The organism is Streptomyces sp. NBC_01716, from assembly GCF_036248275.1.
Taxonomy (GTDB): domain Bacteria; phylum Actinomycetota; class Actinomycetes; order Streptomycetales; family Streptomycetaceae; genus Streptomyces.
The window spans coordinates 3,538,701-3,552,436 of record NZ_CP109181.1; the positions used below are offsets into that span (position 1 = coordinate 3,538,701).

Genomic DNA, 13,736 nt, shown 5'->3' on the forward strand with positions numbered 1-13,736 from the left:
CCACCTTCTCAGGACCACCTTCTCAGGACGGGAGCAACTCGACGTGCGGGTCGGCGGGATAACCGGTCGTGGGTCCGGTGCGGCGCGCGAACTCCCGTACGCCCGCGAGCTGTTCGGGCCCGAAGCGGAAGTCGAGCGTCGTGAAGTAGCGCTCCAGCAGCTCCGCGTCGAAGGTCTCCCAGCGCGCCGCCTGCTCCGCGACCTTGGTGACCTCCTCCAGTGACACGTCACGGGAGGCGAGGAACGCCTGATGCACCAGGCGTACGGTCTCCGGCTCGCGCGCCAGGTACTCCTTGCGCGCCGCCCACACCGCGAAGACGAACGGGAGTCCCGTCCAGTCCTTCCACATCTGCCCGAGGTCATGGACCTGGAGCCCGAGGCGCGGCGCGTCGTGCAGCGAGGCGCGCAGGGCCGCGTCGCCGATCAGTACGGCCGCGTCCGCCTCCTGCATCATCAGCCCGAGATCGGGCGGACACGTGTAGTAGTCGGGGGCGACCTCATACTTCTCGGCGAGCAGGAGCTGGGCGAGCCGTACGGCGGTGCGCGAGGTCGAGCCGAGGGCGACGCGCGCCCCGTCGAGTTCTTCGAGCGGCACCTGCGAAACGATCAAGCAGGACATGACGGGACCGTCGCAGCCGACCGCGAGATCGGGGAATGCGACGAGGTCCTCGGCATTGCGGAGGAATTCGACCACGGTGACGGGACCGATATCGAGATCTCCGCGTACAAGGCGCTCGCTGAGCTTCTCCGGGGTGTCCTTCGTCAGCTCAAGATCGAAGAGAGCACCTGTTCTGCCGAGGCCCCAGTAAAGGGGCAGGCAGTTCAGGAACTGGATGTGACCGACGCGCGGCCGGACGCGGGGGCGATCGCTTCCGCCCGCCTCACCGTCTGCTGTGCTTTCAAGGGAGCTGTCCACACCGCGAGGCTAGACCCGCGATGCGGCCGGAGCCGCTCGGGGGGTGCCGGACGGGGGTCCGCACGAGCCTCCTTCGCACGTCAGAAGCCTTGCCACGTCAGCCCGCCGGGGCTCTCTTCAAACGTTGGGGTGAGCTGATCTTTCGGTGATCTTTCCCCTACCGCTGGCCATGAGGTGCGTGCTAGGCTCGACGCAAGTTGCAGTTTGGTTTCCCTTGCAGTACAGAGCCTGCGGAGCATGTGACCCGCAGGCTTTTGTAGTTTTCAGACTTGTTTGCAGGTTCTGGAGCAGGGCAACCCTTTGGCCCAAGGAGGGCTTATGGCTACCGGAACCGTCAAGTGGTTCAACGCTGAAAAGGGCTTCGGCTTCATCGCCCAGGACGGCGGCGGCCCGGATGTCTTCGTCCACTACTCCGCGATCAACGCGACCGGATTCCGCTCCCTTGAGGAGAATCAGGTCGTGAACTTCGACGTCACCCAGGGCCCGAAGGGCCCGCAGGCGGAGAACGTAACCCCGGCCTAGTTGCCCGGGTCGGAAGATCGCGCACGGAAATAAACAAGCAGTATCAAGGAGCCCTGTCCCCGCACGCCCAGTGCGGGGAGCAGGGCTCCTGCCCTTGTCCGTGCGGCGTTACGCGTACAGCTCGTCGATCTCGGTCGCGAACTCCTCGACGACCGCCGCCCGCCGCACCTTCAGCGACGGCGTCAACTGCCCGCTCTGCTCCGTGAAGGAGACGGGCAGCACCCGGAAGCGGCGGATCGACTCGGCCCTGGACACCAGCCGGTTGGCCTCGTCGACCGCGCGTTGCAGCACGGCGAGCAGTTCCTCGTCCACGATCAGCTCGTCCCGCGACAGGCGCTCCTTCTTCTTCATCTGGCACCAGTGCGCGAGCCCGTCCGTCTCAAGGGTGAGCAGCGCCGTGACGTACGGGCGGTTGTCGCCGAGCACCACGGCCTGACCGATCAGCGGATGGGCGCGCAGCCAGTCCTCCAGAGGGGCCGGGGCGACGCTCTTGCCGGCCGAGGTGACGATGATGTCCTTCTTGCGGCCGGTGATGGTGAGATAGCCCTCGTCGTCCAGCGCGCCCAGGTCGCCGGTGGCGAACCAGCCGTCGTCCAGGGCCGGTACTGACTCGCCGTGCTCCATGTCCCAGTAGCCGGTGAACACTTGGCCGCCGCGCAGCAGCACCTCGCCGTCGTCGGCGATCCGTACGGAGGTGCCGGGCAGCGGCCAGCCGACGGTGCCCAGGCGGGGTTTGAGCGGAGGCGTGACCGTGGCGGCGGCCGTGGTCTCCGTCAGGCCGTACCCCTCGAAGATCGTGATCCCCGCGCCCGCGTAGAAGGCGGCGAGCGGGCGCCCCAGCGGGGAGCCGCCGCAGATCGCCTGCACCACCTTGCCGCCGAGCGCGGCCCGTATCCGCCGGTAGACCAGCGGGTCGTAGAGCGCGCGGGCGGCCCTGAGGGGCAGCGCCGGGCCGGGGCCCGTACCGTCCGCGGCGGCCTCGACGGCCGTCCCGTACCGCCGCGCGATCCTCGCGGCGCGGTCGAAGGACGCGGCGCGGCCCAGCTTCTCGGCGGTGGCGCGGCCGGTGTTGAAGACCTTCTCCAGGACGTACGGGATGGCCAGCAGGAACGTCGGCCGGAAGCCCGCGAGATCGGCGATGAGGTCGTCGGTGCGCAGCGACGGCGCGTGCCCGAGCCGCACCCGCGCGCGCAGACAGCCGACCGAGACCATGCGGCCGAAGACATGGGAGAGCGGCAGGAAGAGCAGGGTGGACGCGGGCTCCTTGCTCACCGACTTGAAGACGGGGTGGAGCAGTTCGATGCAGTTGTCCACCTCCGCGAAGAAGTTGGCGTGCGTCAGGACGCAGCCCTTCGGGCCTCCCGTGGTGCCGGAGGTGTAGACGAGAGTCGCGACCGACTCGGGCGAGAGCGCGGCGCGGCGCTCGTCGAGTTCCGCGTCGGGTATGTCCTCTCCCGCCGCGCGCAGCGTGTCGACGGCGCCTGCGTCGAGGGTCCACAGGCTTGCCAGGTCCGGCAGTTGCTCGGAGGCGATCAGCCGGGCCTGCTCCTCGCTCTCGGCCACGCAGGCGACGGCGCCCGAGTCCTGGAGGATCCAGCGCGCCTGGAAGGCCGAGGAGGTCGGGTAGACGGGGACGGTGACCAGACCGGCCGCCCAGGCCGCGAAGTCGACGAGCGTCCACTCGTAGGTCGTACGGGCCATGATCGCGAGCCGGTCGCCGGGCCGCAGCCCCTCGGCGATCAGCCCCTTGGCGACGGCGCGGACCTCGTCGGCGAAGGCCGCGGCGGTGACGTCCCGCCAGCGGCCGTCCGCGTCCTTACGGCTGAGGACGGCATCGTCCGGGGCGTACCGGGCGTTGTCGAAGGGGATGTCGGCGAGCGAGCCGTCGGGGACGGGCGGCACGAGGGGCGGTACGGAGACCTGCCGTACGACTCCGTCCACCCAGAGCTTCTCGGGCTCGACCTCCGCGAACGCCGCCGAGGCGGGCGAGGTCCCGGAAGGAGGCACCGGCAACTGCCACGGCTCCCCCGACCCCACGGACCGCTCCGGTGACCCCGCGTCATCGGCGGGCACGTCTGCGGACACGCGCTGTTCCCTCATCTCTGCCCGGAGCGTGGGGCTCCGGTCCGGCGAGTAAAGCTGCCCCCGGTCGCGAAATCAAGACAGCGACACGCCGCCGGGCTCCGCGCCCACCACCGGGGGCCAACTACCGGCGCGGCACGGGTGAGTTGCCCGCGGGCCAGCGTTCGCCGTCCAGCAGTCCTCCCAGGCCCGTCCAGGCGAAGTTCATCAGCGTCGACGCCGCCTCCTTGGCCGTGACGTCCGGCGTCTCGTTCGCCCACCCGGCCATCGCCTCGGCGGCCCCGACCAGCGCCTGGGCAACGCCGACGACGTCCCGGTCGCCGAGGTCCGCCAGATCGGGGGACGCCGGCGTCGTACGAGCCGCTTCCCGGAGCAGGCCCGTCACGAAGGAGACCAACTCCTCGCGCATTCCGGCCACTTCGGCGGCGAACTTCTCCCCGTGCGTACGGGCCTGCCGGTGCAGCACCGACCACGCGTCGGGGTGCTGCGCGGTGTGCGCGAAGAACGCGGTGAGCCCGGCCCACAGCCGCTGGTCGGGCGCGAGGCCCGGCTCGACGACACCGTCGCGTACGGCAGCGAGGAGGGCGTCGGCCTCGCGGCGGATGCACGCCGTGAACAGCTCCTCCTTGGAGTTCAGATACAGATACACCAACGGCTTGGAAACTCCGGCCAGTTCGGCGATCTCGTCCATCGACGCCGCCCGGTATCCCTGCTGCCCGAACGTCGCCACGGCGGCGTCCATCATCTGCCGCTCGCGCACCTCGCGCGGCATCCGTCTGCTTCTGCCCGCGCCTGCGGAACCCACCTGGTCTTCCCCCTCAACCCACGTACCCCCGAACCGGCGTAAGCCTACGGTCAGAGCGCGCGCTCGATCGAGTTGAGCAGGCGTTCCACGGCCCTCTTGGGAGCGTGCGCGGAACACGACGCGGCGGCGCCCCCGGCCGCAAGGCCGAGAACGCCGCCAGGACGTGAAAGGTGTTCAGTTACCGGACGGCCCGAGCCATCCGATCACGCGGCGACCGGAACCGCCGTCTCGCGGTCGCTCGTCTCCTGCTCTTCGAGCGGGGACGCCGACGCCGAGTTGTACTTGTCGTGGTCCAGGATCTTCTCCCGGGACGCGACGATGACCGGAACCAGCGCCTGGCCGGCGACGTTCGTCGCCGTACGCATCATGTCCAGGATCGGGTCGATCGCGAGCAGCAGGCCCACGCCCTCCAGCGGCAGACCCAGCGTGGAGAGGGTCAGGGTCAGCATGACCGTGGCGCCGGTGAGACCGGCCGTGGCCGCCGAGCCGACCACCGAGACGAAGGCGATCAGCAGGTAGTCCTGGATACCGAGTTGGACGTCGAAGATCTCCGCGATGAAGATCGCCGCCAGCGACGGGTAGATCGCGGCGCAGCCGTCCATCTTGGTGGTGGCGCCGAACGGGACGGCGAAGCTGGTGTACTCCTTCGGCACGCCGAGCCGCTCGGTCACCCGCTGGGTGACGGGCATCGTGCCCACCGAGGAGCGGGAGACGAAGGCCAGCTGGATCGCGGGCCAGGCGCCCTTGAAGAACTGGAGCGGGCTGACCTTGGCGACCGTGGCGAGGAGCAGCGGGTAGACGCCGAAGAGGACGATGGCGCAGCCGATGTAGACGTCGGCGGTGAAGGTCGCGTAGTCGCCGATCAGGTCCCAGCCGTAGTCCGCGATGGCGTAGCCGATGAGGCCGACGGTGCCGATCGGGGCGAGGCGGATGACCCACCACAGGGCCTTCTGGAGCAGTTCGAGCACGGCCTCGCTGAGGCTGAGGATCGGCGCGGCGCGGTCACCGAGCTTGAGGGCGGCGACGCCCGCGACGGCGGCCAGGAAGACGATCTGGAGGACGTTGAGCTCGGTGAACGGGGTGATGACGTCCGTCGGCACGATGCCGGTGAGGAAGTCGATCCAGGAGCCCGAACCCTCGGGCTTCGCGCCGTCCTTCGGGGTGAGGCCGGTGCCGGAGCCCGGGTTGGTGATCAGCCCGATCACGATGCCGATGACGACGGCGATCAGTGAGGTGATCAGGAACCAGAGCAGGGTGCGCCCGGCGAGCCTGGCGGCGTTGTTGACCTTACGGAGGTTGGTGATCGACACCAGGATGGCGAAGAAGACCAGCGGGGCGACGGCCAGCTTCAGCAGCTGGACGAAGATGCCGCCGATCTTGTCGAGCGTGGTGTAGAGCCAGTTGATGTCCTGGCTGCGGGCGAGCCAGCCGAGCAGGACGCCGATGACGAGACCGGCGACGATCTGGGCCCAGAACGGGACCTTGGGTATGGAGAGACCTGGGCCTGAACCGGCCGGCTTGTCGGCCTGGTCGGCCTTGCCGGTGGTGGCGGGCTCGGAATTCGCGGACACGGACACACTCCAGTTGGGCATACGGAGATACGGGGACGAGAGGGAAGGGGTGGAACTGGGGGGTGCGGCGCCCGTGCTTCAGAGGTGGCGCCGCCGCATGATGCCGATTCGGATCGGTACGAGCGATCAGTGCGAGCGGCAACAGACCGCGGACATGCAGCGGCAGAGATCGACATGCAGGCGCGCCACGAGCGGAAGGCTCACGGCGTGATGGCGCACTGCTGTCTTCATGGCAGATACATTAACACCGGATCTTATGGATACTCAAAGGGCGGCTTTGAGGTATCGGTACGCGAAGATCCCGGACATGCCGAAGCCCCAGCGTGGAGGCGGCTGGGGCGTCGTGGATCGGGAGGCGCGGCGACCGGGTGGGGTGATCGGGAGGCGGGCGATCAGGAGGCGGGCGACCGGGGGCCGCGGCCTACTGCGTCGCGCCGTCCTCCTGCGTGCGGTTGGACTCCAGCTTGGCCTTCGCCGAGTCGACCTTGCCGACGAGCTGGGCCGACATCTCGTCGCGCTGCCTGCGCAGCAGGACGAAGCTGAGCGGCGCGGAGACGACGAGCGCGAGCAGCAGCACCCAGACGAAGTTGGAGTCCCCGAGGCCCTTGGGCAGGGCGCCGAACTGGACCAGGGCGGCGACGACGACGAAGCAGCCGACGAAGATGCCCAGGCGCATCGCGGTGTAGCGGAGCGTGGCGCTCGTTCTGGCGGCGGTCACAGCGGCCCTCTCTCCTCGTGGCGACGTATCCACCAGTGAAGCACGCCGCCCCGTGCCCTATCCGAGGGGGTGCAGCGGCAGCAGCATCGTGATGTCGTCGCGGTCGTCGCCGGGCGCCACCCGTATCGCGTCCGGCACCCGGCCCACCTCCTTGTAGCCGCACGACTCGTAGAAGCGGTCCACGCCCGTGCCGCCGCGGCAGGTGAGCCGTATGGCCTCGATGCCGTCGATACCGCGTGCGGCCTCCGCCGCCGCGTCCATGAGGTCGCGGCCGTACCCCTTGCCCTGGTGCCGCGGGTGGACCATCACCGTGTAGAGCCAGAGCCAGTGCCGCATCAGCCGGTGGGTGTTGTGGGTGAGGAAGACCGTGGCGGCCACGGCACCCTCCTCGTCCACCCCCACGAGCAGCCGGGTGCGGCCCTCGGCCATCGACACGAAGTGCTTGACCAGCTCCGCCCGTACGTCGTCCGGATTCACCGGCTGTACGAAGCCGACGGCGCCGCCCGCGTCGGAGACCTCCGCCCAGAGCGTGACGATGCCGTCGCGCAGGGCGCGGTCGACGGGCGGGTCCAGGATGAACGTAAGCGGCATTCCCCCACGGTAGCCATTACCCTCCCGTGCGCTCAAACCCGTTCCAGAACCCGAGAAGCCCCAGCTCGGCGAGCTGGGGCTGCTTCGAGGGACCTAGGGCGTGTTTGAGAAGTCCCGTCTGACCCACGACGCCTGGCACGCGCGCTCGCCGCGTTGTCGGAGTCATCCAAGTACGTCCAGTACGAGGATGATCCTCCGCCTTGCGATCGCACGCACCAGACGCCGTGGGCCCCGCCCGATGGGCGGACGACGCTACTTCTCAAACACGCCCTAGGCGGGGGTACGCCGCGGCGTACGTCAGAGCCGCATCGGCTGCGGCGACTCGCGCCTGGCCGCGTCCGGGCCCGGGTACTCCCGGATGATCTCGTAGCGGGTGTTCCGCTCGACCGGCCGGAAGCCGGCGTCGCGGATCAGGTCGAGCAGATCCTCACGGCCGAGCTTGTTGGGCGTGCCGTAGTTGTCCGCGTCGTGCGTGATCTTGTACTCGACGACCGAGCCGTCCATGTCGTCCGCCCCGTGCTGGAGCGCGAGTTGGGCGGTCTGCACGCCGTGCATCACCCAGAAGACCTTGACGTGCGGGACGTTGTCGAACAGCAGCCGGGAGACGGCGAAGGTCTTCAGCGCCTCGGCACCGGTGGCCATCGTCGTACGCGCCTGGAGTCGGTTACGGACCTTGCCGTCCTGCATGTCCACGAAGTCGTGCTGGTAGCGCAGCGGGATGAAGACCTGGAACCCGCCGGTCTCGTCCTGGAGTTCACGCAGCCGCAGCACATGGTCGACCCGGTGCCTGGGCTCCTCGATGTGGCCGTACAGCATCGTGCACGGGGTCTTGAGACCCTTCTCGTGCGCGAGGCGGTGGATACGCGACCAGTCCTCCCAGTGCGTGCGGTGGTCGACGATGTGCTGCCTGACCTCCCAGTCGAAGATCTCGGCGCCGCCGCCGGTCAGCGATTCGAGGCCGGCGTCGATCAGCTCGTCGAGGATCTCACTGGCCGTCAGCCCTGAGATCGTCTCGAAATGATGGATCTCGGTGGCCGTGAACGCCTTCAGCGAGACCTCCGGCAGCGCCTCCTTGAGAGCCTTCAGCGAGCGCGGGTAGTAGCGCCAAGGGAGCGTCGGGTGGAGCCCGTTGACGATGTGCAGCTCGGTGAGGCTCTCGCCGCGCATCGCCGTGGCGAGCCGGACGGCCTCCTCGATCCGCATCGTGTACGCGTCCTTCTCGCCCGGCTTGCGCTGGAACGAGCAGTAGGCGCACGACGCGGTGCAGACGTTCGTCATGTTGAGGTGACGGTTGACGTTGAAGTGGACGACGTCGCCGTTCTTGCGCGTCCGCACCTCGTGCGCGAGACCGCCCAGCCAGGCCAGGTCGTCCGACTCGTAGAGGGCGACGCCGTCCTCACGGGTCAGCCGCTCGCCGGCCCTGACCTTCTCCTCCAGCTCGCGCTTGAGCCCCACATCCATGACAGATGCAGTCATGCGGCGCCTCCCACTGTGTGTGTCATATGTCCGCCGAACGCCCAGTTATCAGGCGCCACCAACCGTACGCCTACGTTTCGTCGGGAAGTTCGCCGACCCGGTTCTCCCACTTGGTGGAGAGCACGATGGTCGTACGGGTCCGCGAGACGCCCTTCGTGCTGCCGAGGCGGCGGATCGTCTTCTCCAGACCGTCGACGTCACCGGCGCGGACCTTGAGCATGTACGAGTCCTCGCCCGCGATGAACCAGCAGTCCTCGATCTCGCCCAGACCGCGCAGCCGGTGCGCGACGTCCTCGTGGTCGGCGGCGTCCGAGAGCGAGATGCCGATCAGCGCGGTGACACCGAGACCCAGCGAGGCCGAGTCGACGGTGGCGCGGTAGCCGATGATGACGCCCGCCGCCTCCAGCCGGTTGATGCGGTCGGTGACGCTGGGCCCGGAGAGCCCGACGAGCCGGCCGAGCTCGGCGTACGAGGCTCTGCCGTTCTCTCTGAGGGCCTGGATGAGCTGCCTATCCACGGCGTCCATATGCCTGAAGCCTTCCATTGTTCAGCAACGTCGCAAGTTGATATATGCAATCTGAGGCAGTGCGGTGGTACGGCGGTTTTACGCCGACTCCGGTCCGGTCGTCCGGGGCACTCCGGGATCCGGATCAGGACCCGTACGGGAGCCGCCGAGCTCCCCCTCCCAGCGGCGGTAGAGCCGGTGCGGCACGCCCGCCGCGTCCAGCACCCGCCCGGCGACGAAGTCCACCAGATCCTGGATATGCGTCGCCCCCGCGTAAAAACCCGGGGACGCGGGCAGCACCACGGCGCCCGCGTCGTCCAGGGTCACCAGATGTCTGAGGGTCCCGCCGCCGAGCGGGGTCTCGCGGACGGCGACCACCAGCGCGCGGCGCTCCTTGAGCGTGACGCTCGCCGCGCGTTGCAGCAGGTCCTTCGACAGGCCGAGCGCGACGCCGGCCACGCAGGCGGTGGATGCGGGGACGATCAGCATCCCCTTGGTCCGGTACGACCCCGATGACGGCCCGGCCGCCAGATCACCGGCGGCCCAGTGCCGTACGTCCGAAACGTCGGGGGAGAAGGTGTCCGGCTTGCCGTCGGCGCCCCTGGCCAGCCAGGTGCGCAGGTCCTCCCGCCAGTGCGCGTCCCGGAAGGAGATCCCCGTCTCGTCGAGGAGCGTGAGGCGGGACGCGCGGCTGACGATCAGATCGACGCTCTCGCCGGCGTCGAGCAGCCCGCGCAGTACGGCCGCCGCGTACGGGGTCCCCGACGCGCCGGAGACTCCGACGACCCAGGGCCGCCGGGGCCCCACCGTGCGCCGCTCGGCGTGCCGCTGGTCCTCGTGGTCCGATCCGGGTTTCACGCGTCCGACCCTATCCGGCGTCCGGAAGCAGGAACCGGGGACGGTACCTCGCGCGTTCCAGGTGTGGGAGCAGGACGACCCTTGGGGGGCGAGATGCCGGATTCATCCATCGACAGGAGCGCGGTGCGCCGCATCAAGGCGGCGGCCGTTCTGATGCTGGGCTGGCTGGGGCTGCTCTGGGTGCTGGAGGCCGTGGACTCATCGACCGGGTCGCTCCAGACGTACGGGCTGAGCCCGCGGGATCTGGGCGAGCTGCGGGATGTCATCCCGATGGCGTTCCTGCACCACGGCTTCGACCATCTCGCGGCGAACGCGGTGCCGCTGCTCGTGCTCGGCTTCCTCGCGGCGCTCAGCGGGATAGGCCACTTCCTGCGGGTGGTTCTCACGATCATGGTGGTCGGCGGGCTGGGTGTCTGGCTGACGGCCGCGGACAACTCCGTCACGGCGGGGGCGTCCGGCGTGGTCTTCGGGCTGCTCGGCTATCTGCTGGTCCGGGGGTTCGTCAATCGCCGCGCGGTGGACATCGTGGTGGGCCTGCTGGTCCTGGTGATGTACGGCTCGGCGCTGTGGGGCGTGCTGCCGACGAATCCGACGGTGAGCTGGCAGGGGCATCTCTTCGGGCTGACAGGCGGCGTGATGGCGGCGTTCATGTTCCGCCGCCCCAAGCGCCGGGCCCCGGCGGGCGCGCTCATACCCTGACCGCCGGCGCCCGCGTATCCGTCGGGCCGGTCAGACGGACAGGCCGCGTACGAGCAGGTCGAGCAGCGCGCAGATGAAGAGCGCCATCCCGATGAAGCCGTTGACGGTGAAGAAGGCCCGGTTGAGCCGGGACAGATCGTTCGGCTTCACGACCTGGTGCTCGTAGAGGAACGCGGCGGCGACGATCAGCAGGCCGACCCAGAAGAAGAGACCGGCGTCGGTGACCACGGCGTACCAGACCAGCAGCGCCGTCGTCACGGCGTGCGCGGCGCGCGCGCCGTACAGCGCGGCCGGGATGCCGAAGCGCGCCGGGACGGACTTCACGCCGTGGGCGCGGTCCGCCTCGACGTCCTGGCTGCCGAAGATCAGATCGAAGCCGCCGATCCAGATGCCCACGGCGAGACCGAGGACGACCGCGTCCCACGACCACTCGCCGGTGACCGCGATCCACGCGCCGACCGGGCCCATCGCCTGGGCGAGACCGAGGATGGCGTGCGGGAAGTTCGTGAACCGCTTCCCGTACGGATAGACGACCATCGGCACGACCGCGACGGGAGAGAGCACCAGACAGAGCGGATTGAGGAGGGCGGCGGCGGCCAGGAACACCGCGAGGGCGACCAGCGCGCCCGTCCACGCGGAGCGCACCGACATCGCGCCGGTCACCAACTCGCGGTTCGCGGTACGGGGGTTACGGGCGTCGATCTCGCGGTCGATGATCCGGTTGCAGGCCATCGCGAAGGTCCGCAGGCCCACCATGGCGATCGTGACGAGCAGCAGCCGGCCCCAGTGGATGTTCCTGTCGAGCTGGAACATGGCGGTCAGCGCGGCGATGTACGCGAACGGCAGCGCGAAGACCGAGTGCTCGATCATCACCAGCCGCAGGAACGCCCGCGTTCTGCTGCCGGACGGCGCGGGTCCCGGCCCCGAGCGGCCCGGCAGTCCCGGCCTGCCCTGTCCGACCAGTCCGTCGGCTCCCTCGGCGGCGCTGCTCACAGGCCGTACTCCCTCCAACGCTTCGTCACCCGGTCCGCGGTCTCCGGGTCGGACTCGACCATCTCCGGCCAGCCGCCGTCCCGCGTGTACCCCTCCTCGGGGAGTTTGCGCGTGGCGTCGATACCGGCCTTGCCACCCCAGAACTGCTGGTACGAGGAGTGGTCGAGGTGGTCGACCGGGCCCTCCACGACCGTCAGGTCCCGCGAGTAGTCGGTGTTCCCCAGCGCCCGCCAGGACACCTCGTGCAGATTGTGCACGTCGCAGTCGGCGTCCACGACCACGATCAGTTTCGTGAGCGACATCATGTGGGCGCCCCAGATGGCGTGCATCACCTTCTGCGCGTGTTTCGGGTACTTCTTGTCGATCGAGACGATCGCGCAGTTGTGGAAGCCGCCCGACTCCGGCAGGTGGTAGTCCACGATGTCGGGCACGATGATCTTGAGCAGCGGCAGGAAGAACCGCTCGGTCGCCCGCCCCAGCGGTCCGTCCTCCGTCGGCGGCCGGCCGACCACGATCGACTGGAGCAGCGGACGCTCGCGCATCGTCACGCAGTCGATGGTCAGCGCGGGGAACGGCTCCTGCGGTGTGTAGAAGCCGGTGTGGTCGCCGAACGGCCCCTCGGGCAGCATCTCCCCCGGCTCCAGCCAGCCCTCGATGACCACCTCGGCGTTGGCGGGCACCTGGAGCGGCACCGTACGGCAGTCGACCATCTCGATCCGCTTGCCCTGTACGAAGCCGGCGAAAAGGTACTCGTCGATGTCACCGGGCAGCGGGGCGGTGGAGGCGTACGTCACGGCGGGCGGACAGCCGAAGGCGATGGCGACGGGCAGCCGTTCACCGCGCCTGGCGGCGACCTGGTAGTGGTTGGCGCTGTCCTTGTGGATCTGCCAGTGCATGCCGATGGTGCGCTTGTCGTGCCGCTGGAGCCGGTAGAGCCCGAGGTTCCGGACACCGGTCTCCGGGTGCTTGGTGTGTGTCAGACCGAGGTTGAAGAACGAGCCGCCGTCCTCGGGCCAGGTGAAGAGCGCGGGCAGCCGGTCCAGATCCACGTCGTCACCGGTGAGAACGACCTCCTGCACGGGCGCGCTGCCGGGCTTCACCTTCTTCGGCGGCACGTGCGTCATCGTGCCGAGCTTCCCGAAGGCCTCGCGTACACCCACGAATCCCTGCGGCAGTTCGGGCTTGAGCAGCCCGCCGATCTTGTCGCTGATGTCGGTGTACGCCTTGAGGCCGAGCGCCTTGAGAAGCCGGCGGTCCGTCCCGTACACATTCATCGCCAGAGGCATGTCGGAGCCCTTGACGTTCTCGAAGAGAAGCGCGGGCCCGCCGGCCTTGTTCACCCGGTCCACGATCTCGCCGACTTCCAGATACGGATCGACCTCGGCCTTGACGCGCTTGAGGTCGCCGTCGCGCTCCAGTGCCCGGAGAAGCGAGCGAAGATCGTCGTATGCCATGCGCTCCAGTATCTGCTACTCGCTACCCTGGTCCTGTAACCGGGGCCACCGCTCCGTACTCGATCTCCACGCACAGGGGGACCGCCCATGCTTCGGGTGCTGATGATTCTGGTGCCGCTGGCTCTCAGCATCTATGCCTTCATCGACTGCATCACCACCGACGAGAAGGACATCCGTCATATCCCCAAGCCCATCTGGGCCATCCTCGTGCTGCTCTTCCCACTGGTGGGATCGATCGCGTGGCTGATCGTGGGCCGGAAGCCCGGTACCGGCGCGGGGCCGGCGGGGCGGCGGGGCGGATGGGTGGCGCCGGACGACAACCCCGACTTCCTCAAGTCCCTTGAGGAGGACGGCAGGAAGACCGGCAAGAAGGACGGCGCGAGCGACCGGGCCGCCAAGGACGGGACGGAGCCGGACACGGACGCCGTGGCCGAGCTGGAGCGGCGTGAGGCCGATCTGCGGCGCCGCGAGGCGGAGATCGAGCGCCGCGAGAAGGGCGGCAGCGCCGACGACGCCCCGCCGGCGAGCTGACCCGCGTACGACGAG

Annotated in this window: 14 protein-coding genes; 3 read left to right on the forward strand and 11 right to left on the reverse strand. The window is 69.2% G+C overall.

Features of this window, described 5'->3' with window-relative positions:
* Positions 1-22 precede the first annotated feature (22 nt).
* Positions 23-916, reverse strand: coding sequence for a menaquinone biosynthetic enzyme MqnA/MqnD family protein (locus OIE74_RS15395; RefSeq protein WP_443076120.1), 894 nt, complete (start codon positions 914-916; stop codon positions 23-25).
* A gap of 318 nt (positions 917-1,234) precedes the next feature.
* Here OIE74_RS15395 and OIE74_RS15400 point away from each other — a divergent pair, with 318 nt between their 5' ends.
* Positions 1,235-1,438, forward strand: a complete 204-nt coding sequence (locus tag OIE74_RS15400; protein WP_017948713.1) for a cold-shock protein — start codon at positions 1,235-1,237, stop codon at positions 1,436-1,438.
* A gap of 108 nt (positions 1,439-1,546) precedes the next feature.
* On the opposite strand, the gene OIE74_RS15405 is transcribed toward OIE74_RS15400, so the two are convergent.
* The 8 genes from OIE74_RS15405 to OIE74_RS15440 all read right to left on the reverse strand — a co-directional run bounded on the left by OIE74_RS15405 (position 1,547) and on the right by OIE74_RS15440 (position 9,993).
* The gene (locus OIE74_RS15405) at positions 1,547-3,451 is read right to left on the reverse strand and encodes an AMP-dependent synthetase/ligase (RefSeq protein ID WP_329392308.1); all 1,905 of its coding nucleotides are present in this window, start codon (positions 3,449-3,451) and stop codon (positions 1,547-1,549) included.
* A gap of 193 nt (positions 3,452-3,644) precedes the next feature.
* Complete coding sequence (locus OIE74_RS15410; RefSeq protein ID WP_329383333.1) at positions 3,645-4,292, reverse strand: TetR/AcrR family transcriptional regulator; 648 nt, start codon at positions 4,290-4,292, stop codon at positions 3,645-3,647.
* A 236-nt stretch (positions 4,293-4,528) separates the two neighbouring features.
* Positions 4,529-5,896, reverse strand: coding sequence for a dicarboxylate/amino acid:cation symporter (locus OIE74_RS15415; protein ID WP_329383336.1), 1,368 nt, complete (start codon positions 5,894-5,896; stop codon positions 4,529-4,531).
* Positions 5,897-6,317: 421 nt separating this feature from the next.
* Positions 6,318-6,614 carry a DUF4229 domain-containing protein gene (locus tag OIE74_RS15420; protein WP_329383338.1) on the reverse strand — a complete coding sequence of 99 codons (297 nt, stop codon included), beginning with the start codon at positions 6,612-6,614 and terminating at the stop codon, positions 6,318-6,320.
* A gap of 57 nt (positions 6,615-6,671) precedes the next feature.
* Positions 6,672-7,205, reverse strand: coding sequence for a GNAT family N-acetyltransferase (locus tag OIE74_RS15425; RefSeq protein WP_329383340.1), 534 nt, complete (start codon positions 7,203-7,205; stop codon positions 6,672-6,674).
* A gap of 297 nt (positions 7,206-7,502) precedes the next feature.
* A complete protein-coding gene (gene mqnE, locus OIE74_RS15430; protein ID WP_329392309.1) occupies positions 7,503-8,666 on the reverse strand; it encodes an aminofutalosine synthase MqnE in 1,164 nt (387 codons plus the stop codon).
* Positions 8,667-8,751: 85 nt separating this feature from the next.
* Positions 8,752-9,207 carry an Lrp/AsnC family transcriptional regulator gene (locus OIE74_RS15435; RefSeq protein WP_329383343.1) on the reverse strand — a complete coding sequence of 152 codons (456 nt, stop codon included), beginning with the start codon at positions 9,205-9,207 and terminating at the stop codon, positions 8,752-8,754.
* 78 nt (positions 9,208-9,285) lie between these two features.
* The gene (locus tag OIE74_RS15440; RefSeq protein WP_329392310.1) at positions 9,286-9,993 is read right to left on the reverse strand and encodes a UbiX family flavin prenyltransferase; all 708 of its coding nucleotides are present in this window, start codon (positions 9,991-9,993) and stop codon (positions 9,286-9,288) included.
* Between the two features lie 144 nt (positions 9,994-10,137).
* Between OIE74_RS15440 and OIE74_RS15445 the strand changes: the two genes are divergently transcribed.
* The gene (locus OIE74_RS15445; protein WP_329383345.1) at positions 10,138-10,743 is read left to right on the forward strand and encodes a rhomboid family intramembrane serine protease; all 606 of its coding nucleotides are present in this window, start codon (positions 10,138-10,140) and stop codon (positions 10,741-10,743) included.
* Positions 10,744-10,773: 30 nt separating this feature from the next.
* On the opposite strand, the gene mqnP is transcribed toward OIE74_RS15445, so the two are convergent.
* Positions 10,774-11,682 carry a menaquinone biosynthesis prenyltransferase MqnP gene (gene mqnP, locus OIE74_RS15450; RefSeq protein ID WP_329392311.1) on the reverse strand — a complete coding sequence of 303 codons (909 nt, stop codon included), beginning with the start codon at positions 11,680-11,682 and terminating at the stop codon, positions 10,774-10,776.
* 50 nt (positions 11,683-11,732) lie between these two features.
* Positions 11,733-13,190: a menaquinone biosynthesis decarboxylase gene (locus tag OIE74_RS15455; protein ID WP_329383347.1), complete on the reverse strand. Its 1,458-nt coding sequence runs from the start codon at positions 13,188-13,190 to the stop codon at positions 11,733-11,735.
* An 87-nt stretch (positions 13,191-13,277) separates the two neighbouring features.
* Between OIE74_RS15455 and OIE74_RS15460 the strand changes: the two genes are divergently transcribed.
* Entirely contained in the window at positions 13,278-13,721 is a 444-nt protein-coding gene (locus OIE74_RS15460; RefSeq protein ID WP_329383350.1) for a PLD nuclease N-terminal domain-containing protein, read from the forward strand.
* The last annotated feature ends 15 nt before the right edge of the window (positions 13,722-13,736 follow it).